The sequence below is a fragment of the Symbiobacterium terraclitae genome, assembly GCF_017874315.1.
Lineage (GTDB): Bacteria > Bacillota > Sulfobacillia > Symbiobacteriales > Symbiobacteriaceae > Symbiobacterium > Symbiobacterium terraclitae.
On sequence record NZ_JAGGLG010000014.1, the window covers coordinates 63,666 to 87,915 of the forward strand.

Consider the following 24,250-nt stretch of genomic DNA (forward strand, 5'->3'; position numbering starts at 1 on the left):
GCGGCGAGCCCCCGAAAGGGGGACGCGACAGCCGGGCTCGCAGGCACCGCAATCAAACCGGGGTCGACCACGCGCAAAGCCCGGCGGGCTGCGCCGCCGGGCTTCCGAGCACTACTTGTACTGATCCACGAGCTTCTGCCAGACCGCCGGGTCCACCGACCAGTCCCGGTTGACGATGCCCTCGGCCGGGTAGCCGGCCACGCGGTCCTCGTACCGGACCGAGTTCGGGTCCTCGTAGACGATGCCCGTCACCAGCTCCTCCGTCTCCATCAGCTTCTTCATCGCCGCGAAGCGGTCGTGCCGGTCGTAGGTCGGGTCCTCGTCCAGGTTGGTCAGGTGCTGCTTGAAGAAGTCGAAGGTGTTCTGCTTGTTGAACGTAACGCACGGCGAATACGTATTCACCAGTGCGAAGCCCGGGTGCTGGATCGCCCGCTTGATGATCTCCACCAGCTGCTTCTGGTTGGCCGAGAAGCCGTTGGCCACGAAGCCGCAGCCCGAGGCGATGGCCAGCTGCAGCTGATTCACCGTCCGCTCCACGTTGCCCGCCGGCGTCGACTTCGTCTGGAAGCCGTGCTCCGAGGTGGGCGAGGTCTGGCCCTTGGTGAGGCCGTAGATCATGTTGTCCATCACGATATAGGTGATGTCCACGTTGCGCCGCAGGGCGTGCATGTAGTGCCCCATGCCGATGGCGAAGCCGTCGCCGTCACCGCCGGCCGCGATCACCGTCAGCTCCCGGTTGGCCAGCTTCAGCCCCTGGGCCGCCGCCAGCGCCCGCCCGTGGACGGTGTGCAGGTTGTAGGAGTTGATATAGTTGCCGATCTTGCCGGAGCAGCCGATGCCCGAGACCACGGCCACCTTCTCCGGCTCGATCCCCAGCTCAACCAGCGCCTTCTGCAGGGCCGCCAGCACGCCGAAGTCGCCGCAGCCCGGGCACCACCAGGACTTCTCCGAAGTCCGGAAATCCGCCATGGTAACTGCCATCTCGCCTACGCCTCCTTCGCTGCCAGCGCGATCGTCGGGTCGTCGGTCGGCCGCACGCCCTGGCCGCCGCCGGTGACCAGGTACTGCGCCTCGCCGGCGAGCACCGCGCGGGCGCCGTCGACGATGTCCTTGACGGTGAACAGGTTGCCGTCGTACCGGAGCAGGCTCGCCACCTTGGAGGCGTCGTAGCCCGTGCCCTTCAGCATGAAGGCGAACTGGCCCGTGGCGTTGGACTCGACCACCAGCGCCTTGCCGTCGCCCACGTAGCGGGCGATCTCAGCGGTGGGCACCGGGTAGATCAGGCGGATCTGCAGCACGCCGACCTTCTTGCCCGTCATCTGCTCGATGATGGGCTGCGCCTCCTTCGCGGCGCCCAGCGTCGTGCCGAAGGCCAGCAGCACCAGGTCGGCGTTGGGGCTGCCGAAGTAGCGCACCGCCTCGGTGTTGACCTTCGTAATGCGCCGCAGGCGGCGGTTCATCATATAGACGCGGTTGGCGGGGTTCTCCGTCACCTTGCCCATCGGGCCGTGCTCGGCGCCGGTGGCCAGGAACTGGCCGTTCTTCATGCCCGGCAGCGAGCGGGCGGAGACGCCGTTCTCATTGACCTGCTTGCTGTACCGCTCGAAGATGTCGCGCCCCAGCGCCGCCAGCTGCTCCGGATCGGCGATGGGCCCGCGGTCGATCTTCGGCAGGTTGGCGAGGTCGGCCGCGTCAGGCTCCACGGTCTGCTGGAACAGGGCCAGCGCCAGGTCGGAGGCGATCAGCACCGGGCAGTGGTAGTTGTCGGCCAGGTTGAATGCCTCGGCGGTCAGCGGGATGAGCTCCTCCACGGAGCCCGGCGCCAGGACGATGCGCGGGCCGTCGCCGTGGCCGCCGTAGGCCATCGCGAGCAGGTCGGACTGCTCCTGCTTGGTGGGCATGCCCGTCGAGGGGCCGCCCCGCTGCGTGTTCACCACCACCACCGGCGTCTCGGTCATCGAGGCGAGGCCGATGGCCTCCTGCATCAGCGAGATGCCGGGGCCGGAGGTCGCGGTCATCGCCCGCGCACCGCCGAAGCCGGCGCCGACGCAGGCCACGATCGAGCCGAGCTCGTCCTCCATCTGCACCGCAATGCCCCCCACCTTGGGGAAGGCCTTCACCAGGTTCTCGGCGATCTCGGAGGCGGGGGTGATGGGGTAGGAGAACATCAGGCGGCAGCCGCCGGCGAGCGCACCGAGGGCGGCCGCGTCGTTGCCGGTCATCAGCAGGCGCTCCTGCCCGTCGGGCTGCGCCAGCTCCAGGCGCAGGTCGGGCCAGTTCTCGACGACGTGGTTATAGCCCTGCTCCATTGCGGTGTGGATCAGGGCCACGAAGTCCTCGCCCTTGTTGCCCCAGCGGCGCACGGCGTACTTCTTGAAGTGCTCCAGCGGCAGGCCGAGGAACGCGGCCGAGGCGCCGAGGACGATGTTGTTCTTCATCAGGGTGTTGCCCAGCGCCAGGGCCATCTTGTTGAAGGGCATGGTGAGCAGCTTCGCGTCCAGCCCTTCCGGCAGCTGCGGGTCGAAGGCCTCGTCCGCCAGCACGATGGCACCGGGGTACACGTTCCTGGCACAGAGGTTGATGGACTCCTGGTCCAGCACCACCAGCAGGTTGACCCCAGCCGCCGGCGCCAGGACCCGTTCGACGGAAATGCGGGTTGTGAAGTCGGTGTGTCCGCCCTTGATGCGGGAGGCGAACGTCTTGTAGGCGTACACGTAGTAGCCCGCGCGGCTGGCGACGGTGTTGAACACCTCGGCCGTGGAGTCAAGGCCGGAGCCCTGCTCGCCGCCGATCTGCCAGCAAACCTCCTTAAGCAATATGGTCCCCTCCTCAGATCTGGTGCCGCGGAACGAGGCTCTGCACCCGCCCGCGAAGTCAGCTGCGTCCCCATGTGCGCGCTTGCTATCCACTACCAACTATACGGCCTATTAGGGTATGATGAACATGCATAGTTGACATACCGCAAATACTCCCGGTGCATCATGTGCCGGGTAGTACAAGGAGGCCAGCCCGGTGTTACTTCAGCACTTGATAACCTTCTGCCGTGTTGTGGAGACGGGCGGATTCGCCCGGGCCGGGGCGCTGGTGGGCCTGAGCCAGCCGGCCGTGACCCGGCAGATCGCAGCGCTGGAAGCCGAGCTGGGCACGCCCCTGCTGGACCGGGCCAGCAGGCAGCTGCACGTGACGCCCGCCGGCGAGCTGGTCTACCAGCGCGCCCGCCGCATCGCGCAGGCGGTGTCAGCGCTGAAGGAGGAGGTGGCGGACCTGGCCCACCCCGACCGGGGCCGCGTGGCCATCGGCACCGTCACCACCGTCGGCCTCCGGCTCCTGCCCCCCATCCTCGCCGCCTACAAGGAGCGGTTCCCCCGGGTGCAGGTCCAGGTGAAGGCCGGGCGCACCCAGGAGACCATCAACCGCCTCCTGGAGGGCGAGATCGAGCTGGCCATCCTGCCCACCCCGGTCTCGCACCCGAGGCTGCGCACCATCCCGCTGATGGACGACCCCGTCGTGCTGGTCTGCTCCCCGGATCGGCGGGCGGAGCTGCCCGACCCGCTCCCCCTGGCGATGCTGGGCGAGATCGATCTCATCTCGTTCCAGGCCCCGTCCCGCTTCCGCACCTTCGTGGACGCGATGCTGGAGCAGCACGGGGTCTACCCCAACGTCACGATGGAGTTCGACTCCCACGAGGCCGTCACCCTGATGGTGGAGGCGGGCTTCGGCTGCGCGCTGGTGCCGGCGTCGGCGGTGGAGCGGGAACTGGCCCTGGGCAGCCTGGTCAGGGTAGAGGTGGAGGGCATGCCGCCTATGGCCCGGACCACCTGCCTCGCCCTGCGCCACCCCAACCTGGACTGGAACCCGGCCGCCGAGCACCTGTACCAGATGATCATCGCCCACTTTGGCAAAAAGGGGTAAACAGGAAGGATTTCGCCGCATTATGCCTAATTACTAGTACCTAGTCCTAAGTCGCACTTGCCTGAACGCGTTTGTGCTAATTACAGCTTACGTACTCCCGCCGGATAAGGTAGTGCTATACTAGATTCAGGTATAACCGGTTCGGGCCCATCACGAGCCCCTACGAGGAGGACCTGTGGCTATGCATCGACTGGGTAACATGCGGTTGATACTGCGCCTCGAGATCCAGAATACCGGGTCCATTTTCTCGTACATCGCCACTGCGATCGGCGCCACAGGTGGGGACATCCTGGCCGTGGACCTGATCCAGTCCCGTCGCGACGTCGTGATCCGCGACATCACGATCGGGGTGGAGAACAGGGCCCACGGCGACCGGGTCATCCAGGCGGTCACCGCCCTGCCCGGTGTGAAGCTGGTAAACGTCTCGGACCGCATCTTCCTGGCCCACCTCGGCGGCAAGATCGAGGTGACGCCGCGGGTGCAGGTGAAGACCCGCGACGACCTCTCGGTGGTCTACACGCCCGGCGTGGCGGACGTCTGCCGGGCCATCGCCGAGGATCCGAACAAGGCCTTTACGCTTACGATCAAGCGGAACACGGTGGCCGTGGTCACCGACGGCACCGCCGTGCTCGGCCTGGGCGACATCGGCCCGGCCGCGGCGATGCCGGTGATGGAGGGCAAGGCGATGCTGTTCAAGCAGTTCGCCGACGTGGACGCCTTCCCGATCTGCCTCGACACCAAGGATCCGGACGAGATCGTCCGCATCGTCAAGGCCCTCGCGCCGACCTTCGGCGGCATCAACCTCGAGGACATCTCCTCGCCGCGCTGTTTCGAGATCGAGCGGCGGCTGCAGGAGGAGCTGGACATCCCCGTCTTCCACGACGACCAGCACGGCACCGCCGTCGTGGTGCTGGCCGGCCTGATGAACGCCGCCCGGGTGGTGGGCAAGGAGCTCTCCGACCTGAAGGTCGTCGTCTGCGGCATCGGCGCCGCGGGCATCGCCATCACGAAGATGCTGATGCTGGCCGGCATCAAGAACATCATCGGCGTCGACCGGGAGGGCATCATCGAGCGGGGCAAGAAGTACCCGAGCAACCCGATGTGGCAGTGGTACGCCGAGAACACCAACCCCGAGAACCGGCACGGCGGCATGGCGGAGGCCATCGAGGGCGCCGACGCCTTCATCGGCGTCTCCGGCCCCGGTGCGCTGAAGATCGAACACGTGAAGAGGATGGCCAAGGACCCGATCGTCTTCGCCATGGCCAACCCCACGCCGGAGATCGACCCGGAGGAGGCCGAGCCGTACGTGGCGGTGATGGCCACCGGCCGGTCCGACTACCCGAACCAGGTCAACAACCTGCTCTGTTTCCCCGGCCTCTTCCGCGGCGCCCTGAACTGCCGTGCACGGCAGATCAACGACGCGATGAAGCTGGCCGCCGCCCGGGCCATCGCCGCGGTGGTCTCGGACGAGGAGCTGCACGCCGAGTACATCATCCCGTCGGTCTTCAACAAGCGGGTGGCCGAGATGGTCGCCCAGGCGGTGGAGGCGGCGGCGTACGAGAGCGGTGTCGCCCGGCGGGAGCGGCAGCCCCAGCCCACGCAGACCCGGGGCGGCGACGACTAGGCGAGGACGCCCTGTCCCTCACTGAGCACCGGCAGGAAGCCATCGAGGCCGAGGAGCAGCACTCCTCGGGTCCTCGATGGCTTTTGCTATGGAGGCTTGGCCCTGCTTGCGGGGAGAAGGGGGGGCCGCACGCTTGGCCGTTGAACTGCGCGGGAGCCGCGCCCCTCATTTGTGATAGAATAGTCTCGCTACTGCTTGCGCCGGGGATGAAGTGCCCCCCTGGCGGTTCCGTCCGGCGGTCGTCCGTGCTCGCCGTGCAACAGCAGCGGCGGGGGCTGCCCGGCGGGAGGCAGCCAGCGGGAGACATCCAGCGGGAGACAGCCAGCGGAAGGCTGCCAGCGGGAGACAGCCGGCGGGAGACAGCCAGCGGAAGGCAGCCAGCGGAAGACAGCCAGCGGAAGGCTGCCAGCGGGAGACATCCAGCGGGAGACAGCCGGCGGGAGACATCCAGCGGGAGGCAGCCAGCGGAAGACAGCCAGCGGAAGGCTGCCAGCGGGAGACAGCCAGCAGAAGGCTGCCAGAGGAAGGCTGCCAGCGGAAGACAGCCAGCGGGAGACAGCCAGCGGAAGGCTGCCAGCGGGAGACAGCCGGCAGAAGGCACTCGGCGGGAAGCAGCTGGCAGGAGGCAGCCGGCGGAGGCAGCTGGCTGGCGGCACCTTCCGGTCAGTGGGGGAGAGGTCATGTCAGGTATCAGGCGCACCGCGGCCCTTTGGATCCTGATCGTCACGGTTGGATGCACACGGCCGGCCAGTCCCGACCACCTGGCCGGGGACCTGCCGGGGGAGCCGAAGCCGTATGAACTTGAGGTCGCGCAGGTGAGCACCGGTGGTCGGGCCTCCGGCGAGCGGGCGAAGGACCCCGGACCCGCCGACGCCCAGGTGCTGAACTGGGTCGCGTTCGAGGGGGGAGCGGTCGGGGACCGTCCGTTCTCGGGCGGGCGTGTTCTGCTGTGGGAGTCAGAGCCCGGACGACTCACCGCACAGGCCTTTCTCGGCTCCGAGGCCGAGGGCTGGAAGGCGGCCGGCGTGGTGTCACACCTGGTCACGGGTGAGGAACGGCCGCTCTACGCCACCGCAACCTTGCTGAACGACGTGGTGGAGGACGAGCGCCGAGTCCCCTTGTGGACCTTCTACGGCAAGGCAAATGACGCACGCATCGAGTCCATCCGGATCGTGTTCCCGGGCTCGCCAATCATCCAGCGGGATGTGGGTGCGGGCGGCACCTGGCTGATCGTCTACCAGGGGATCATCGACTATGGCCCTCCCCATGAAGTGACCGTGGTCGCACTGGACGGGCGAGGGCAGGATGTGTTCCACCAGCAACTGAGCCTGCGATGAAGGGGGGCATCCCCGCAGCCCGCAACTCGTCCGCCCTCCGCTCCGTCTGACTAGACGGGAGGTGGTCACGGTGCGGCGGCGCTTCGGTCGCGTCATGTTGCTGGCCGTGGCCCTTGTCCTGCTGTGGGTGGAGGCGGCGTTCGCCTTCACTTATTTCGCGCCCGTGCCCCAGGGAACCGTGGGGTGGGCGCGTCCCCGCATCGTCCAGCGGTTCAACCTGGAGCCCGGCGACCGCATCGTCGCCGCCGAGATGTGGCTGGACGGGCGTCCCGTCACCCCCGCCTGGGACGACACGGGCCTGGTCTACTACGACCCCCCCGGTCCGCTGGAGCCGGGGGCCCACCACGTGCGCCTGACCGTCCGGGTGGTGCCGGGCCGGGAGGGCTACGTGTACGCGCCGGTGACCTCCGAGTTCACCATCACGGTGACCGCCGATGCCCCCGCCGTCCTTCCGCCTGCAGGCGCGGAGGGGGCGGCGGCCCTGGCTGCGGTGAACCGGTACCGCCTCACGGCCGGGGTCTCCCCGGTCGTCCTCGACGCGCGCCTCTCAGCGGCGGCCGCCCTCCAGGCCTCGTACCTGGTGGCCAACCCGGACCAGGTGACCGTCGACGCCCACCGGCAAACGCCGTCCACCCCGGGCTTCGTCGCCGAGAGCGCGGCAGGGCGCGCCCGCTACTACGCCTACGACGGCGGGACCGCCGAGGTGATCAACTTCAAGGAGCGGGCGGAGGAGGCGGTCGCGGGCTGGATCGACACCCTCTACCACCGCGTCCCGCTCCTCCATCCGGGCATGCGGGAGATGGGCTACGGGCTGGCCGGCGACGACGGGCTCACGGTGAACGTCGCCGTGCTGGGGCCGTACACGAGCGCGGACCAGACGGTGCGCTGGCCGGCGCCCGGGCAGACCGGCGTGCCGCCGCTCTGGGACGGGCTGGAGACGCCGGACCCGCTCGCCGGCACGGGCCTCTCGGGACCGGTCGGGTACCCGATCACCCTCACGTTCGGCGCCCGGCCCGAGCAGCTGCGCCTCACCCGCTGGAGCCTCACGGGGCCCGACGGCCCCGTGACCGTACTGCCCTACGACCCGGAGCGGGACCCCAACCTGGAGGATACCGTCGCGCTCATCCCGACGGCGCCCCTGCGCCCGGGGGCGCAGTACACGGTGGCCATGGCCGGCGAAGTGGACCTGGGCAGCGGCCGCCAGCCCTTTGACTACTCCTGGACCTTCCGCACGGCCGCCGAGGCCCATCCGGTGGTTTCACGGCGGGTGATCACGTACCAGGCCGACGGCAGCGTGGCGCACATCCGGCTGGAGGGGCACGCCTTCCCCGTCGGGGTTCAGGTCTACCTGGGCGGGCTGCCCGTTGCAGGGCTGGTGCGGGAGTCGGCGTCCAGCCTGCGCTTCCAGCTGCCCCAGGGGTACCCGGGCGGCCCGGCCGACCTGCTGCTCGTCACCCCCGGCGGCCACGAGGTGACCTGGCCGGAGTTCCTCACCGGCGCCGAACCGCTCTCGCCCTCCCCGGCCCAGGCCTTCCGCCAGGTTCCCCTGGTCGTGCGGGGGCAGCCTCAGGGCCAGCCGGCGCTGGTCCACGGCGGCGGGGCCGTGCTCGTGCCCGGGTCGGCGCTGCTGCGGTGGGGACTGGAGCCCGAACAGGTGACGGCCATCGGCCGGACGTGGTGGCGGCAGGACGTTCCGTCGGCCCTGGGCGAGTACACCCTGGGCCGGGTGATCGCCAGCGTCGGCGGCAGGCCCGTCCGTCTGGCGCTGCCGGTGCAGGAGCGGCTGGGGCAGATCTACGTCGATGCATCCTTCGCCGCGGCCCTGATCGGGGCCGAGCTCCGGCAGGTGGGCGGCCAGTACCACCTGGTGCGACCGGTGGGCGGCCAGTACGACGTGGACGGACACTGGGCTGAGGCCGTCATCGCCCGCCTGCTGGAGGACGGTGTCGTCTCGGGCTACGGCGACGGCACCTTCCGCCCCGACGCGACGCTCTCCCGGGCCGCCTTCGTGCGCATGCTCGTCTCGGCCCTGGGCCTCCAGGGGACGGGCGCACAGGGACAGGGGGCGGCGTTCGCCGACACCGCCGGCCACTGGGTGGCCACGGGGGGCTACCTGGGCGCGGCCGTGACGGCAGGGATCGTCCGGCCTGAGGACTACCCCGGCGGCCGCTTCGACCCGGACCGGGCGATCCTGCGGGAGGAGATCGCCGTGATGCTGGTGCGGGCGCTGGGCCTGGAGGAGCGTGCGCTGGCGACGCCGCTGCAGACGTCCGACGGCGTGGCGGTGATCGAGGGCCGCCGCTTCACCGACGCCGGCCAATGGCAGAGGCCCCGGCACGTGGCCGAGGCCATCCGATCGGGTCTGATTGCGGGGTACGCCGAGGCGGGGGGCGCCTATACCTTCCGTCCGGACCGGACCGCAACCCGGGCCGAGGCGGCGGCGATGCTGGTGCGGGCGCTGGGCGAAGGTGGTTAGCCGATGCGTCCCGCAGGCGGGCTCTAGCTGTTGCGTCCCGGGGGCGGCGGGGCCTGGCCGCTACGGCGTGCGGGTGGTGGGCTCTAGCCGATGCGTCCCGCGGGCGGCGCGCTCACGCCGGTGCGTCCCCGGGAGCGGCGTGCTCTGGCCGTTACGGCGTGCGGGTGGTGGGCTCTAGCCGAAGCGTCCCGCGGGCGGTGGGTACTAGCCGAAGCGTCCCGCGGGCGGTGGGCATTAGCCGTTGCAGCTTGCGGGCGGCCTCTAGCCTGTCCGTCCCGTGGTGGCGGGGCGAGGGCCGCGTAGGACCGCGGCCAGGGCGTCACGGATGGCGATGTTGGCCCGCTCGTTCCGCCGGATCGCCCGCTGGTCCTGCAGGCTGGGCACGACCTGTGCGGGGGCGAGGCTCCACTCGCCGCAGACGTCCGCCCCGATGACGCGGCAGTGGCGGCCCAGCAGGCTGATCCAGCGGAGCAGGTCGGCGAGCCGCAGATCGCCGTCACCCCAGTTGGTGGCGCCGTCCTCCGGCGCGAGGACGTCCTTGTCGACGGAGATGTAGATGTCCCCCGTGGGCAGCGTCTGCCGGGCCCACTCGGTGAACGGCTCGGGAGGGGTCGGGTCGGTCACCCGCACGAGGCGGGGGTGGGGGAGGTAGAGCTGGAGCTCGGGGTTCCGGCCGCCCACCCAGACGACCCGCCGGACCCAGGGCAGGTCCAGGGCGTGGCGGACCCAGTCGCCGCAGGTGACGACGCCGCGCTGCACCGGCGCCGAGTCGTGGTGGTGGTCGAAGAGCACGAGCGTCACCGGTTGGCGCAGGGTCCTCAGCCGGAGCAGGGTGACGTAGTGGTACTCGCCGGCGCCCCAGAAGCAGAGGGGGACGTCATGGTAGGGCTGGAGGGCCGCCGCGAGGGCCGACAGGGCCTCGGGCGTGGCGCAGGCCTTCTTCCCCTCCAGGTGCCGGAGGTCGATCCACGTGTGGGTGGCCGCCAGGAGGTTCGGCTGCCAGGTCAGGGTGTCGTCGAGGTTGAGCACCAGGAATGGCCTGTCCATTCGTGTTGTCACCTCGGTTTTCATTGTAGCAGACCCTGGCAACCGGAGCGGATGTGATTGCGCCCTGCACCGGTGCTGCGGCAGGGACAGATGGACGTGACGTAACCCAGCCGACGAGGCTGGGTTTCCTCTTGTGCCTTCGCCGCCCTGCCTTATGAGCCGTGGGCTCGCCGGCCCTCCCGGCCATCACCGACTTCGGCCGAAACTAGCTCCGCGTCCTCCGCCGAGTACCGCCGAATGGAGGGCCTGGCGGCGGCTTTCGGGTTCAACTCGCGCGGCTCGCTCGGCGCCGCCTTGTCGGATGACTGCCTCTCCGGCGACGACTTCTCCCGTGCATCGGGCATTCCCGATCACCGCATCGTCTGCTGCCTGTTGAGGTGCCTGCTGCAAGACGCGGCGCTGCGTCACGTGCGTTGACCCCGCACCGTCGCGAAATAGGGGGAACTTGGAACCCTATTTTTCACCGATTACAGGGAACCTGGCACCCTATCTCGAGCTGCCCATACCCCGGGGGAGTATTTCAAGCGGGTCTCCCCCCCGGTTTACCCGGGCCGCGGGTCCCCGCCCCCCAGCTTCATGGCTGCCGGCGGCCTCCTCACCGGAAATATGGGGAGAATTTCCCTGTATCTCGTGAAAAATGCAGTTCCCGTTTCCCCCTATCTTGGGCTGACGACTGGTACTCTCCTCGCCCACCCTCAGAACGGTGGCGGAGCGGCCCCGCGTAAGCCTCGCATAGCCTGAACCCGGCCGCCGAACGGCAGCAGAACGACCCGCCGGCACCACATCCCCCACGGCGCGGCGTGAGCGGTGGGCTTGTCCCACCGCTCACCGCCACTCACAGCGTCCAGTTCGTGGACTCCCGCACCACCAGCTGGCTCGGCAGGACTACCTGCCGGGGGCCCGTCACCCCGTGCTGGAGGCCGTCCAGCAGCAGCCGGGCTGCGGTGCTGCCCAGGTCGAAGACGGGGATGCGCACCGTGGAAAGCGGCGGGTCCAGGAGCGCCGTGAGGGGGTCGTCGTTGACGCCGATCAGCGCGACCTGCCGCGTCAGGCCCCGCTCCTTCAGCACCATCAGGGCCCCGACCGCCATGGCGTCGTCGGCGCAGAAGACGGCGGTCGGCGGTTGGGGAAGGGTCAGCAGCCTGACCATCGCCCGGTAGCCGCCGTCCTTGGTGAACTCGCCCTCCACCTCGTACTCCGACGGCAGGTCCAGCTTGTAGCGGGCCATGGCCTGGCGGAATCCCTGGCGGCGGTCCAGCGAGACGGTGAGCTCCTCGGGCCCGTTGATCAGGGCGATCCGCTGGTGCCCCCGGCCCACCAGGTGCTCCACCGCCATCTCGCCGACGGCCACGTTGTCGTTGTTGACCCAGCTCACCGGCTGTCCCTCGCCGGCCCGGCCGATCAGGACGAAGGGGTACTCGCCGGCCACCAGCTCCTCCAGCAGCGCATCGTGCACGCGGGAGGAGGTCAGGATCACACCGTCGACCCGCCGCTGCTTCAGCAGGCGGAGGCACGCGGCATGCTCCTCCTCGGGCGTGGTGGTCATGGTCAGGACGAGGTCGTAGCCGTGCCGGTGCAGTTCGGCGCCGATGCCCCGGAGGACCTCCGGGAAGAAGGGGTTGGCGAAGGCCTGCTCCGCGGGCCGGGCGATGATCACGCCCACGGCGTTGGTGGCCCTGCGTACCAGGCTCCGGGCATTGGCGTTCGGGTAGTAGTTCAGCACCTTCATCGCCTCGCGGACCCGGGCCTGGGTCTCGGGGCTGATGCGGCTGGAGCCGGCGACCACCCGCGAGACGGTGGAGGGGGAGACCCCCGCAAGACGGGCCACGTCCTTGATGTTGGCCATAGCCGACACCTCCTCGCATCGCGCAGGCCAACCGGTGGCGCGGCGCCTGCGTCGCCGGTCCTGCAAACGTTTGCGTTAACCCTTTCAGTTCACCACATCCCGCCATTCTCCTGCCGCCCAAGGGGACTGCGGAGTATTGCGACAAATGTCGGTGCGACCGCCGCAGCGTGTCGGCGCCGCCTGGCCGCTGCGCGCTGTCGGCACGGGCGCCGGCCGGCAGGGGTTTCCGGCTCGTTGCGCTATGACGGCACGGGCGTCGGCCTGAAAGGGCCTCCGGCTCGCTGCGCTATGACGCCACGGGCGTTCGGTCTGCAGGGGTTTCCGGCTCGTTGCGCTATGACGGCACGGGCGTCGGCCTGAAAGGGCTTCCGGCTCGCTGCGCTATGACGCCACGGGCGTTCCGTCTGCAGGGGTTTCCGGCTCGGTGTGCTCTGCCGACGAGAGTGTCAGCCTGCAGGGGCTTCCGGCTCGCTGCCCTCAGCTGGCACAAGCGTTGCCGGCCCGATGCTCGCTCGTCACACTCGCCGGCGTGATCCTCCACGGTGGGTGCCCGCTATCCCGCCAAGGCGCCTGGACACCTGGCGGCACAAGGTCCAGGCGCCTGGACGTCTTGTGGCACAGGGTTCGGGCGCCTGGACGTCTTGCGGCACAAGGCCCGAGCGCTTCTGGCTGCTTCGGCCCGGGGCGTGATGCGTACTCGATCGTTCGGCACGGAATACCCTGCGCATTCGGACTATATCCTTACCACGAAGTATTATTTTCATGTTCTCAAGCCTGACCAGCAGGAGTCGGTCCGGGGGAAGACGAATAGGTTGTTCAAACGATTGCACAGACGCCGCATTCCCCGGTTTGGGGCGCAGCGGCCGTTATTTCACGCCAATCATGCAAACGCTTGCACGGCTGGCGGACCGGTATCTGACTACAGCTCGGAGGTGCTCGACGTGCTGCCAGTCGGCTCCCTGCTCGACTACGACTTTGCGGCCGGTACCCTCACGCTCCGGACGGCGGGTGCGCAGCTGAGCCTGCGCTTCCTCGCCCCCGACCTGCTGCGGATCACGCTGCTCCCCGAGGGCAGGCAGATGCGGCCGTCGGTGGCGGTGCTGCCCCGGCAGTGGGACGACGTCCAGGTGCGGCTGGACGAAGGGGAGGAGGCCCTGCGCCTCGCCACCCCCGCCATGACCGTGGAGGTCGGCCGCGACCCCGTCCGCCTGCGCTTCTACGACCGTGACGGCCGGCTCCTGGCGGGCGAGGCGAGCCTCGCCTGGGGCGAGGGTGCCGTGGCCTGGGAGCAGGCCGCGCCGCCCGAGGTCCGTTACTACGGCTTCGGCCAGAAGCCGGGCTTCCTGGACCGGCGCGGCCGGGCGATGACGCACTGGGCCACCGACGAGTCGCTGCATACGCCCGACCACGACGTGCTCTACCAGGCGATTCCCTTCCATATTGCCATGCAGGGCAGCCGGGCCCACGGCCTCTTCGTGGACAGCACCGCCCGGGTGCGCTACGACGTGGCGAAGGAGCGGGCGGACCGCCTCCGCATCCTGGCCGACGACGACTACCTCGACGCGTACCTCTTCGCCGGCCCGGCCATCAAGGACGTGCTGGTCCGCTACACCGAGCTCACCGGCCGGATGGAGCTGCCGCCCCTGTGGGCGCTGGGCTACCACCAGTGCCGCTACACCTACTTCCCCGAGGCCCGGGTCCGGGAGGTGGCGGCGGAGCTGCGCCGCCGGGAGATCCCGTGCGACGCCGTCTGGCTGGACATCGACTACATGGACGGCTACCGCGTCTTCACCTGGGACCGGGAGCGGTTCCCCGACCCGAAGCAGATGGTGGCGGACCTCAGGGAACAGGGCTTCCGCACCGTCACCATCGTCGACCCCGGCGTGAAGGTGGACGCCCGCTACCCCGTCTTCCGGGAGGGCGTGGCCGGGAACCACTTCATCTGCCACGCCGACGGCGAGCTCTGCATCGACAACGTCTGGCCCGGCCGCTCGGCCTTCCCGGACTTCACCCGGGCCGCCACCCGCCGCTGGTGGGGCGACCTGCACCGGGAGTTCGTCAACGACCTGGGCATCGCCGGCATCTGGAACGACATGAACGAGCCAGCCGTCTTCAACGAACGCAAGACCCTGCCCCCCACGGCCGTCCAGGGCGAGGACGGGGCCAGGGTCGGCCACGACCGGGTGCACAACGCCTACGGCTTGCTGATGGCCCAGGCCACCCATGAGGGGCTCCGGCGCCTGCAGCCCGACCGCCGGCCCTTCCTGCTCACCCGGTCCGGCTACGCCGGCATCCAGCGCTACGCGGCGGTCTGGATGGGCGACAACCACAGCTGGTGGGAGCACCTGCTCACCACCGTCCCGATCCTGCTCGGGATGGGCCTCTCCGGTGTCCCCTTTGTGGGCACCGACATCGGCGGCTTCCAGGGCGACTGCGACGGCGAGCTCTTCGCCCGCTGGGTCCAGCTCGGCGCCTTCCTGCCCTTCTGCCGCAACCACGCCGCCATGGGCACGGTGGACCAGGAGCCCTGGGCCTTCGGCCCGGAGGTGGAGGAGATCGCCCGCCGGTACATCCAGCTGCGCTACCGGCTGCTGCCCTTCCTGTACAACGAGTTCTACAAGTCCAGCCAGACCGGGCTGCCGGTGATGCGCCCGCTGCTCCTGGAGTACCCCGACGACCCGGAGACCGCCAACCTCTCCGACCAGTTCCTCCTCGGCGAGGACCTCCTGGTCTGCCCGGTCTACCAGCCCGGCGCCACGGCCCGGATGGTCTACCTGCCGGCCGGGGAGTGGGTCGACTTCTGGACCGGCGCCCGGCACAGGGGTCCCGCCCGCATCGTGGCCGAGGCCCCGCTGGAGCGGATGCCGCTCTACGTGCGGGCCGGGGCGATCCTCCCCATGGGACCGGTCCGGCAGTGGACCGACCAGCCCGCACCGGCGGAGCTGACCCTGCAGGTCTACGCCGGTGCCGACGGCGCCCTGGACCTCTACGAGGACGAGGGCGAGGGCTACGCCTACCGGGACGGCGGGTACGCCATCACCCCGGTGCGGCTCTCCGGCACACGGCTGCGCATCGGCGCCCCGGAGGGCGGCTACCGCCCCACCCGGGACCGGCTGGTGGTCCGGTTCTTCGCCCCGGGCCGCGTGGTGGTCGCCGAGCGGGACGGCCGGCCTGTCACCTTCCGCACGGCCGCCGATGGCGCCGCGGAGGTGGTCCTCACCGAGGGGACCACGGATGCGTGCGAACTGTCCTTCCGGGTCGAGGGCTGATCCGCCCCGGAACAGGCTGGCCTTCCGCCGCAGGTCTCGCCCTGCCATGAAGCGATGCGATGTGACCATGCTTCTGATCCTCTCCGGACGGGCCTCGCTCTCCCACGAGATTGACCGAAGACGCTCCTGCGCATCCCCCGGCGAGGGCGGGCCCTCCGACGCAGCGATCTGGCGACGCTTCTGAGACCCCGCGATCCGTTCCGACCCTCCCAGCGAACCGACCTTGCGGTGTCCCGGAGCCCTCAGGCTCTTCGCATAGACCACATCCACATCTCACATGGAGGGGTTTTGTATGCGCACCAAGAAGTGGCTTGCTGGCGCCCTCTCGGTCCTGATGCTCTCCCTGGCCCTTGCAGGCTGCGGATCCGCCAAGTCCCCGACGTCCGAACCCCAGAACCAGGGCGGCACCCAGCAGGGGTCGTCCACCAACACTCCCGCAAAGACCCCGGTGGAGCTGACCGTCTGGTCGCACCTCACCTCGCCTGAGGTCCAGGAGGTGCAGAAGGTGGCCGACGAGTGGGCGGCGAAGACCGGCAACAAGGTGACGGTCCTGGAGGACCAGACCGGCTTCCAGGAGTACGCCGCCGCCGCGACGGCCGGTCAGGGCCCCGACATCATGTACGGCCTGCCCCACGACAACCTGGGCCCCTTCTGGAAGGCCGGCCTGCTTGAGCCCGTGCCCGATGGCGTGATCGACGAGAGCAACTACGAGAAGGTCACCCTCGACGCCGTCTCCTACGAGGGCAAGAAGTTCGCAGTGCCCATCTCGTACGAGGCCGTGGCGCTCTTCTACAACAAGGCGCTGGTGAGCGAGCCCCCGACCGAGTGGGACGAGTTCCTCGCCCTGGCCCAGGAGAAGGGCTTCATGTACAAGATCAAGGACTTCTACTTCACCTACGGCTTCATCGCCGGCAACGGTGGGTACGTCTTCAAGGACAAGGGCAACGGCAACCTCGACCCGACCGACGTGGGCTTCGCCAGCGAGGGCGGCATCGCCGGCCTGCAGCTGCTCAGCGACTTCGTCAACAAGTACAAGCTGATGCCCAGCGACGTGGACGACAACATGGCCAAGGCCGAGTTCCAGGCCGGCAATGTCGCCTTCTACCTCTCCGGCTCCTGGGACGTGAAGGGCTTTGAGGACGCCGGCGTCGACTTCGGCATCGCTCCGATGCCCAAGATGCCCAACGGGCAGCCGTTCAGCCCGTTCGTCGGTGTGCAGGCCGCCTTCGTCAACGCCGACTCCAAGCACAAGGCCGAGGCCTGGGACCTGATCAAGTACCTGCAGGAGAACGTGCCCGAGCGGCTCCTGGCGGTGGGCAACCGCATCCCGGCCCAGAAGTCCATGGCCTCCGCCCTGCAGACCAACCCCTACCTGGCCGGCTTCGCCGAGAGCGCCAAGGTGGGCCATCCGATGCCCAACATCCCCGAGATGGCCTCCGTCTGGGCGCCCGCGGCCAGCATGATCGAGCTCGTCGTCATGCAGCAGGCCACCCCGGAGCAGGCCGCACAGCAGGCTGTGCAGGCCATCAACGAGGCGGTCGCTGCCCAGCGGTAGCGTGAGTGCGAGGGGGGCGGCGCCGCCCGCCCCCCTTCGATGCTGCCTTCCGGCCGATCCACCCCTGGGGAGGGACATCCGATGGTAACACTCCGTCGCCGGCTGGCCCCGTACGCCTACCTGTCGCCGGCCATGATCACGATCCTGATCATGACCATCTTCCCGATGCTCTTCACCATCTACCTCGCCTTTACCGACGCCAACCTCTACACCTTCCGGACCGGGCCCAAGTTCACGGGCCTCGCCAACTTTGTCGACATCTTCACGGGCTCCTTCTCCAAGGCCTTCTTCCCCGTGCTCGGCTGGAACATCGCCTACGCGCTCTTCAGCGTGCTGACCCAGTTCAGCTTCGGCCTCTTCCTGGCCATCCTGCTCAACAACCCGCACATGCGGGAGTCCAACCTCTACCGGGCGATCCTCATCGTCCCCTGGGCCATCCCCGGCACCCTGGCCGTCCTGGCCTGGAAGGGACTGCTCAACACCAGCTCCGGCGCGATCAACGTAGCCCTGGGTGCGCTGTTCGGGCTGGACCCGATCCCCTGGCTGCAGGATCCGCACCTGGCCCGGGTCTCGGTGCTGCTGGTCAACCTCTGGCTGGGCTTCCCCTGGTTCATGACGGTCTGCCTGGGCGCCCTGCAGTCGATCGACACCGGCCTCTACGAGGCGGCGGAGATCGACGGCGCCAGCCTGTGGCAGCAGTTCCGGTCCATCACGTTCCCGCTCCTGACCCGCATGACCGTCCCGCTGATGATCAGCTCCTTCGCCCACAACTTCAACAACTTCGGTACGGCCTTCCTGATGACCGACGGCGGACCGGTGCGCCTCGCCGCCTTCCAGGCCGGCTACACCGACATCCTGGTCTCGGTGGGCTACAAGCTGACGGTGCAGCAGTACCGCTACGGCCTGTCGGCAGCGCTCTCGCTGGTGCTCTTCGTCATCGTCGCCGTCATCAGCCTGATCAACATGAAGGTCACCGGGGCCTTTGCGGAGGAGGACTGACATGGCGCGCACACGGAAGAAGCTCCGCCCGTACGAGCGGGCGCAGCTCTGGGTCTCTCGGGTCATCCTCTGGGCGATCATCCTCGCCGTGCTCTTCCCGCTCTTCTCGGTGGTCGCCTCCTCCTTCCAGAAGGGCGACGCCTTCGCCGTGAAGCGGCTGTTGCCCGACCCGAAGCTCTTCACCCTCGACAATTATCGCGAGCTCTTCTCCGAGACGAGCCGCTTTCCGATCTGGCTCAGGAACACCCTCCTGATGGGCACCGGCGTCGGGGTGCTCCAGGTAGCGGTGACTCTCACGGCCTCCTACGCCTTCAGCCGCCTCAAGTTCTGGGGGCGGAAGAACGGCATCCGCACCCTGATGATCATTCAGATGATGCCGAGCATGGTCTCGCTGGCTGCGGTGCAGTACGTGCTGTTCAAGCTGAACCTGGCCAACCTCTGGGGCTTCCTGCTCTCCTCGATGGGCGCCAGCGCCTGGTCGATCTGGCTCCTGAAGGGCTACATCGACGGCATCCCCCGCGACCTGGACGAGGCGGCCAAGGTGGACGGCTGCAGCGACTGGCAGGTCTTCCGGCTGATCGTGCTGCCGCTCTCGGTGCCGATGCTGGCCGTGCTCTTCCTGTTCAGCTTCATCGGCGTCTTCAGCGAGTACGTGATGTCCAGCGCCCTCTTGAAGAACCCCGACCACTGGCTGATGGCCCAGGGCCTCCGGTCCTTCTCGGCCAACGCCTACTCCACGGCCTGGGGCAAGCTCTCCGCCGCCGTGGTGGTCACGGCGTTCCCGCTGGCCGGGGTCTGGATGCTGGCGCAGAACCTGGTGCAGGCGGGCCTGACCCGCGGCGCCGTCAAGGGATAGGGAGGGGGAGCCCATGCAACTGGCTGCACTGCAGCACCGCTGCACGGTCCCGTTCGCCTATCCGGTGGGCGACGGCCACCTGCGCGTGATCCTGAAGGCGGCCGACGGCGACCTGGCCGCGGCCGAGTGCATCTTCGGCGACCGGTACGCCTGGCCGCCGTCCGAGGACGCCCCCCTGCCCCTGGCACGGCTGGGGGGCGATGGTGTGCACGAGTACTGGGGCGCCACGCTGCCGGCCCCGCAGCGGCGGGTGCGTTACCGCTTCCGCCTGGAGGGGCGGGACGGCACCGTGGTCTGGCTGGCCGAGTCCGGCCTGCACGACGCCCCGCCCGACGGCGGCTTCTTCCAGTACGCCTATATCCACCGGGCCGATCGCTTCCGCCAGCCCGACTGGCTGCGGGAGGCCGTCTTCTACCAGATCTTCCCCGACCGCTTCTGCAACGGCGACCCCGCCAACGACCCGCCGGGTACGGGGCCCTGGGGCGAGCGCCCCACCCCCCGGTACCTGGCCGGCGGCGATCTGGCGGGCATCCGGGCGCGCCTGGACTACCTGGCGGACCTGGGGGTCGGCTGCATCTACACGACGCCAGTCTTCCGCTCGCCGTCCAACCACAAGTACGACACCGCCGACTACTACCAGGTCGACCCGGCCTTCGGCACCAACGGGGAGCTGGTCGGCCTCGTGGCGGCGGCCCACGAGCGGGGCATCCGGTTCCTGCTGGACGCCGTCTTCAACCACAGCGGGGCCCTGTGGCCGCCGTTCCAGGACGTCCTCGCCCGAGGGGCCGACTCGCCCTACCGGGACTGGTTCTACGACCTGCGGTCCTTCCCCGTGGACCCCGAGGCCTGCAACTACGAGACCTTCGCCAACCACGTGCCCACCATGCCCAAGCTGGACACCGGCAACCGCGACGTGGCCGCCTACCTGCTGGAGGTGGCCGAGCACTGGCTGCGAGAGGCCGGGGTCGACGGCTGGCGGCTGGACGTGGCCAACGAGGTGGACCACCGCTTCTGGCGCGCCTTCCGCGACCGGGTGAAGGGCGTGAACCCGGAGGTGTTCATCCTGGGTGAGGTCTGGCACGACGCCCTGGACTGGCTGGGCGGCGACCAGTTCGACTCGGTGATGGACTACCCCTGGCGGGACGCGACGCTGGCCTGGCTTACCGGCCGCATCGACGCCCGGGACTACGACCGGTGGCTCACCCGGCTCCGCTTCCGGTACACTGCCGAGGCGGCCCGGGGCCTGGTGCGCCTGCTCTCCACCCACGACACGCCCCGGGTGCGGACCGTGGTCGGCTCCCGGGAGCGGGCGGCCCAGGCGGCCGTGCTGCTGCTCACCTGCGAGGGCGTGCCGATGATCTTCTACGGCGACGAGGTGGGGCTGGAGGGCGGCGACGACCCCGACTGCCGCCGCTGCTACCCCTGGAACGACGAGGAGCCCCGTGACCTGGGCCTTCTCAGCCTCTACCGGCGGCTGGGCCGCATCCGCCGGGCCCTCCCGTGGCTGAACGACGGCGCCTGGCAGACCGTGCTGGCCGAGGGCGACCTGCTGGCCTACCTGCGCCTGCCCACCCCGCTGCACGCCCCCGAGCGCCCCGCCGGCGAGGAGGGGCTGCTGGTGGTGCTGAACGGCGGGACCGATTCGGTCGAGCTGGCCCTGCCCCCGGGCGACTGGGTCGACCTGCTGGCGGGCGAGATGCAGACCGGCCGGCTGGAGGGGGCGGGGCAGAGGGCGGCTGCGAAGGCGATCCGGCGGAAGAACGGAGGGAAGAGCGGGCAGGTGACCCTGCAGGTGTCTCACAGGGCACGCGGGCGGGCGCCTGGGCGAGCAGCCAGGCACGCAGCCGAGCAGCTCTCTGACCATGTGGCCTTGCAGGCGCCGGGGCGTGCGCTGGGGACCGTCACGCTGCGCCTGCCCCCGCTCGGGCTGGCCGTGCTCGCCCCGGCGTGGATGGAAGGGGTGGTGAAGGGATGAGGCGTGCCGCTCGCCTCGCAGCGGCGCTGGTGGCGGTCTTGCTCGCCGCATCCATGCGGGCGGCGTTGCTGGCCTCACCCGCCTTCGCCGCCGGGACATCCGCCTACGCCGCGGCGACGGCGCCCGCATCGTTCGCATCGATCCTCGCCGCAGCGCCAGCCCAGGCCCGGGCAGAGGCCGCTGCCCCCTTCGAGTCCGCCCCTGTAAGCGCCGGAACCCGAGCCGCCGCAGCGATGGCCCAGACATCGCTGGCACCTGCCTTGCCGGCAGCGATGGCCCAGACATCGCTGGCACCTGCCTTGCCGGCAGCGCCTGCCCGGACATCGCTGGCATCCGCCTTCGCCGCGGCGACCGCCCGGACACCGCTCGCATCTGCCCCGGCGGCGGCATCGGCGACGGAACCCACCGATGCGGACCGCACCTGGCAGGACGAGACGATCTACTTCATCATGATCGACCGCTTCCACAACGGCGACCCGAGCAACGACGGGCCGGCCGATCCGCGGAATCCCCGGGCGTGGCACGGCGGCGACATCCAGGGCATCATCGACAAGCTGGACTACATCCAGTCGCTGGGCTTCAGCGCCATCTGGATCACCCCGCACGTGCGGAACGCCGGCAACGACTACCACGGCTACGGTGCCGTGGACTTCTTCGAGACCGACCCCCACTTCGGCACCAACGAGACGGTGAAGCGGCTGGTGGCCGAGGCCCACCGGCGGGGGATGAAGGTCATCTTCGACATCGTGGTCAACCACACCGGGCCGGCGAACCCGCTGGTCACCGAGCACCCGGACTGGTTCCACCCGAAGCGGGCCATCACCAACTGGAACGACCAGACGCAGGTGCAGGAGGGCTGGCTCTTCGACCTGCCCGACTTCGACCAGTCCAACCCGGAGGTGCGGCAGTACATCCTGGACTACTCCCGCTTCTGGATCGAGACCACCGACGTCGACGGCTTCCGCCTGGACACGGTGAAGCACGTGCCCCACGAGTTCTTCACCTGGTACGCCGCGGAGCTGCAGAAGATCAAGCCCGGCTTCTGGCTGATCGGCGAGGACTGGGAGAACGCCCCCTGGCGGCTGGCGGCCTACCAGGAAGCGGGCGTCACGGCGCTGTTGGACTTCCCCACCAACGCCGCCGCCCGGTCGGCCATTGCCCAGGGGGGCTCGATGCGCCAGCTGGCCAACCAGGTGAAGGCCGTCGGGGCCACGATGCCGGATCCCTATGAAATGGGCGGCTTCCTGGACAACCACGACATGACCCGGTTCGTCACCGAGGCCAGGGACCGGCCCATCGAGCGGCTGAAGCTCGGGCTGACGTTCCTGTTTACCCAGCGGGCCATCCCGATCCTCTACTACGGCACCGAGATCGGGATGGAGGGCGGCAACGACCCCTACAACCGGAACGACTTCCCCTGGGGGGAGGAGCGGGACCACGAGGTCGTCGGGTTTGTGCAGAAGTTGAACGAGATCCGCCGGAGCCACCCGGCCCTTCGCCGGGGGACGGTGGAGGAGCTGCTGGCCACCGACGCGCACTACGCCTACGGACGGGCGGCCGAGGACGACACGGTGGTCGTGGTCCTGAGCAACGCCACCGGGCCGGTCACCGGCCTGCCGGTGGACGTCGCGCCGCTCGGGCTCGCCGACGGCACCCGCCTGCGGGATGAGCTGACGGGCCGGGAGGTGCAGGTCAGCGGCGGGCAGGTGGCGCTGGACCTGGACCCGCTCTCCGGGGTCATCCTGGCGCCGGTCCCCGCCACGCCCGCAGGCCCGAGGGGGATCCCTGGGTGGGCGCCCGCGGCTGCGCTGGGCGGGCTGGCGGTGCTGGCCGGGGCGGTGGTCCTCGTCCGGCGTGCACGTCCGGGCCGGACGGGTTCGTAAGGTTTCCCCGGTCATCGTCGGGGCGACCCCTTGCACTCTGGTTCGCCGCTGATGGACGGGACGACTCCGCACGCTGGATGGGCGCCCTGCCGGACCCCCGGTGGGGATACCCCCCGCCCGGCGGGGATACCCGCCGCCCGATGGGGATACCCCCCGCCCGGCGGGGATACCCCAGGGAACGAAGCCTCATGAACACCCGGTCCCACTTCCCCGCGCCAGCGAGGAAGTGGGACCGCCCTTGTCAAACAGGAACTACGATGGCCCTGTACCTGACCACGCCGAACTACGGGTTACGGGAGTGTGTGCGCATGGCTCTGTTCGGAGGCATCGAAGCGGGGGGCACCAAGTTCGTCTGCGCGGTGGGCACGGGACCCGACGACGTGCGGGCGGTGACCCGGTTTCCCACCACGACCCCGGCGGAGACGATCGGCCGGGTGATCGAGTTCTTCCGCAGCCAGCCCGAGCCGATGACGGCCATAGGAATCGGGGCCTTCGGTCCCACCGACCCGGATCCGGCGTCGCCCACCTACGGCACCATCACCTCCACGCCGAAGCCCGGCTGGCAGAACACCCCGCTGCGCAAGCTGGTGGCCGACGCCCTCGGCGTGCCCGTCGCGTTCGATACCGACGTCAACGCCGCCGCCCTGGGCGAGTACACCTGGGGCGCCGCGCGGGGGATCGACACCTTCATCTACCTGACGGTCGGCACGGGCATCGGCGGCGGTGCGATGGTCGAGGGGCGCATGCTCCACGGGCTGGTCCACCCCGAGATGGGCCACATCCGCGTCCCCCACGATTGGGCTGTCGACCCCTTCCCGGGCTTCTGCCCGTACCACGGCGACTGCCTGGAGGGGCTGGCCGCGGGACCGGCGCTGGAGAGGCGGTGGGGCACCCGGGCCGAGACCCTCCCGCCCGACCATCCCGCCTGGCCGCTGGAGGCGGAGTACCTCGCCCAGGCGCTGGTCAGCTACATCCTGATCCTGTCGCCGAAGCGCATCGTAATCGGCGGCGGGGTGATGCACCAGCCCGCGCTCTTCCCGCTGGTCCGTACGCGGGTGAAGGAGTTGCTTGCCGGGTACGTGCAGTCGCCGGCGATCCTGGAGGGGATCGACACCTACATCGTGCCGCCAGCGCTGGGCGACCGGGCCGGCGTCCTCGGTGCGATCGCCCTGGCGCAAGGGCAGAGGTGAGTCCGCCTGCGGGGGCAGGTGTGAGTCTGCCATTAACCCGCGATCAACCCCACCAGTCCGCACGGTTGGTGGGGTTCGGTGTGCCCGCCGGGTTGGCCGCGATCCAGTCCTTCAGGACCGTCCGGTCCAGGTTCAGGCGGGTGGCCGCAGCTACCTCTGGCAGGCCGGGAAGACCACGGAACTGAGCGAGCCGAGTCGAGATAGACCCCGCCCATCTGCAGGCGGGGTTCAGTTTTTCCATTCACATAGCTACGCCCCGGATCCCTTCTGGGCGGGTCTGC

Annotated in this window: 16 protein-coding genes; 12 read left to right on the plus strand and 4 right to left on the minus strand. The window is 69.6% G+C overall.

Annotated features, from left to right (window positions below; genetic code table 11):
- Window positions 1-111: 111 nt before the first annotated feature.
- Both J2Z79_RS09710 and J2Z79_RS09715 read right to left on the minus strand, forming a co-directional pair.
- Window positions 112-981: a 2-oxoacid:ferredoxin oxidoreductase subunit beta gene (locus J2Z79_RS09710; protein WP_209466676.1), complete on the minus strand. Its 870-nt coding sequence runs from the start codon at window positions 979-981 to the stop codon at window positions 112-114.
- 5 nt (window positions 982-986) lie between these two features.
- Window positions 987-2,816 (minus strand): 2-oxoacid:acceptor oxidoreductase subunit alpha, encoded by a 1,830-nt coding sequence (locus J2Z79_RS09715; protein ID WP_209466677.1) that lies wholly within the window; start codon window positions 2,814-2,816, stop codon window positions 987-989.
- A gap of 196 nt (window positions 2,817-3,012) precedes the next feature.
- On the opposite strand from J2Z79_RS09715, the gene J2Z79_RS09720 reads away from it, so the two are divergent.
- From J2Z79_RS09720 to J2Z79_RS09735, 4 genes are all read left to right on the plus strand, one after another.
- Window positions 3,013-3,912, plus strand: a complete 900-nt coding sequence (locus J2Z79_RS09720) for a LysR family transcriptional regulator (protein ID WP_209466678.1) — start codon at window positions 3,013-3,015, stop codon at window positions 3,910-3,912.
- A gap of 181 nt (window positions 3,913-4,093) precedes the next feature.
- Window positions 4,094-5,536: a malic enzyme-like NAD(P)-binding protein gene (locus J2Z79_RS09725; protein ID WP_209466679.1), complete on the plus strand. Its 1,443-nt coding sequence runs from the start codon at window positions 4,094-4,096 to the stop codon at window positions 5,534-5,536.
- A 680-nt stretch (window positions 5,537-6,216) separates the two neighbouring features.
- Window positions 6,217-6,873 (plus strand): hypothetical protein, encoded by a 657-nt coding sequence (locus tag J2Z79_RS09730; protein ID WP_209466680.1) that lies wholly within the window; start codon window positions 6,217-6,219, stop codon window positions 6,871-6,873.
- 70 nt (window positions 6,874-6,943) lie between these two features.
- Window positions 6,944-9,349: an S-layer homology domain-containing protein gene (locus J2Z79_RS09735; protein ID WP_209466681.1), complete on the plus strand. Its 2,406-nt coding sequence runs from the start codon at window positions 6,944-6,946 to the stop codon at window positions 9,347-9,349.
- A gap of 261 nt (window positions 9,350-9,610) precedes the next feature.
- On the opposite strand, the gene J2Z79_RS09740 is transcribed toward J2Z79_RS09735, so the two are convergent.
- The gene (locus tag J2Z79_RS09740) at window positions 9,611-10,396 is read right to left on the minus strand and encodes an arginase family protein (protein WP_209466682.1); all 786 of its coding nucleotides are present in this window, start codon (window positions 10,394-10,396) and stop codon (window positions 9,611-9,613) included.
- A 237-nt stretch (window positions 10,397-10,633) separates the two neighbouring features.
- Between J2Z79_RS09740 and J2Z79_RS09745 the strand changes: the two genes are divergently transcribed.
- A complete protein-coding gene (locus J2Z79_RS09745) occupies window positions 10,634-10,813 on the plus strand; it encodes a hypothetical protein (RefSeq protein WP_209466683.1) in 180 nt (59 codons plus the stop codon).
- 418 nt (window positions 10,814-11,231) lie between these two features.
- Here the strand turns inward: J2Z79_RS09745 and J2Z79_RS09750 are convergent, their stop codons facing one another.
- Window positions 11,232-12,242 (minus strand): LacI family DNA-binding transcriptional regulator, encoded by a 1,011-nt coding sequence (locus J2Z79_RS09750; RefSeq protein ID WP_209466684.1) that lies wholly within the window; start codon window positions 12,240-12,242, stop codon window positions 11,232-11,234.
- 941 nt (window positions 12,243-13,183) lie between these two features.
- On the opposite strand from J2Z79_RS09750, the gene J2Z79_RS09755 reads away from it, so the two are divergent.
- From J2Z79_RS09755 to J2Z79_RS09785, 7 genes are all read left to right on the plus strand, one after another.
- Window positions 13,184-15,511, plus strand: a complete 2,328-nt coding sequence (locus J2Z79_RS09755; RefSeq protein ID WP_209466685.1) for a glycoside hydrolase family 31 protein — start codon at window positions 13,184-13,186, stop codon at window positions 15,509-15,511.
- Between the two features lie 292 nt (window positions 15,512-15,803).
- Window positions 15,804-17,066 (plus strand): sugar ABC transporter substrate-binding protein, encoded by a 1,263-nt coding sequence (locus J2Z79_RS09760; RefSeq protein ID WP_209466686.1) that lies wholly within the window; start codon window positions 15,804-15,806, stop codon window positions 17,064-17,066.
- 81 nt (window positions 17,067-17,147) lie between these two features.
- Window positions 17,148-18,065, plus strand: coding sequence for a carbohydrate ABC transporter permease (locus J2Z79_RS09765; protein WP_209466687.1), 918 nt, complete (start codon window positions 17,148-17,150; stop codon window positions 18,063-18,065).
- Between the two features lies 1 nt (window position 18,066).
- On the plus strand, window positions 18,067-18,921 hold the full coding sequence (locus tag J2Z79_RS09770) for a sugar ABC transporter permease (protein ID WP_209466688.1): 855 nt from the start codon (window positions 18,067-18,069) through the stop codon (window positions 18,919-18,921).
- A gap of 13 nt (window positions 18,922-18,934) precedes the next feature.
- Window positions 18,935-20,896 (plus strand): glycoside hydrolase family 13 protein, encoded by a 1,962-nt coding sequence (locus tag J2Z79_RS09775; RefSeq protein ID WP_209466689.1) that lies wholly within the window; start codon window positions 18,935-18,937, stop codon window positions 20,894-20,896.
- The gene (locus tag J2Z79_RS09780; protein WP_209466690.1) at window positions 20,893-22,779 is read left to right on the plus strand and encodes an alpha-amylase family glycosyl hydrolase; all 1,887 of its coding nucleotides are present in this window, start codon (window positions 20,893-20,895) and stop codon (window positions 22,777-22,779) included. The genes J2Z79_RS09775 and J2Z79_RS09780 overlap by 4 nt, the downstream gene beginning before the upstream one ends.
- Before the next feature lie 308 nt (window positions 22,780-23,087).
- Window positions 23,088-23,969 (plus strand): ROK family protein, encoded by an 882-nt coding sequence (locus tag J2Z79_RS09785; protein WP_280953671.1) that lies wholly within the window; start codon window positions 23,088-23,090, stop codon window positions 23,967-23,969.
- Window positions 23,970-24,250 lie beyond the last annotated feature (281 nt).

Bases quoted from the DNA above. Each gene is read 5' to 3' on its own strand.
- J2Z79_RS09730 (WP_209466680.1), top strand. From the start codon at position 6,217: ATGTCAGGTATCAGGCGCACCGCGGCCCTTTGGATCCTGATCGTCACG.
- J2Z79_RS09775 (WP_209466689.1), top strand. From the start codon at position 18,935: ATGCAACTGGCTGCACTGCAGCACCGCTGCACGGTCCCGTTCGCCTAT.
- J2Z79_RS09725 (WP_209466679.1), top strand. From the start codon at position 4,094: ATGCATCGACTGGGTAACATGCGGTTGATACTGCGCCTCGAGATCCAG.
- J2Z79_RS09765 (WP_209466687.1), top strand. From the start codon at position 17,148: ATGGTAACACTCCGTCGCCGGCTGGCCCCGTACGCCTACCTGTCGCCG.
- J2Z79_RS09770 (WP_209466688.1), top strand. From the start codon at position 18,067: ATGGCGCGCACACGGAAGAAGCTCCGCCCGTACGAGCGGGCGCAGCTC.
- J2Z79_RS09785 (WP_280953671.1), top strand. From the start codon at position 23,088: ATGGCTCTGTTCGGAGGCATCGAAGCGGGGGGCACCAAGTTCGTCTGC.
- J2Z79_RS09760 (WP_209466686.1), top strand. From the start codon at position 15,804: ATGCGCACCAAGAAGTGGCTTGCTGGCGCCCTCTCGGTCCTGATGCTC.
- J2Z79_RS09710 (WP_209466676.1), bottom strand. From the start codon at position 981: ATGGCAGTTACCATGGCGGATTTCCGGACTTCGGAGAAGTCCTGGTGG.
- J2Z79_RS09750 (WP_209466684.1), bottom strand. From the start codon at position 12,242: ATGGCCAACATCAAGGACGTGGCCCGTCTTGCGGGGGTCTCCCCCTCC.
- J2Z79_RS09740 (WP_209466682.1), bottom strand. From the start codon at position 10,396: ATGGACAGGCCATTCCTGGTGCTCAACCTCGACGACACCCTGACCTGG.
- J2Z79_RS09780 (WP_209466690.1), top strand. From the start codon at position 20,893: ATGAGGCGTGCCGCTCGCCTCGCAGCGGCGCTGGTGGCGGTCTTGCTC.
- J2Z79_RS09745 (WP_209466683.1), top strand. From the start codon at position 10,634: ATGGAGGGCCTGGCGGCGGCTTTCGGGTTCAACTCGCGCGGCTCGCTC.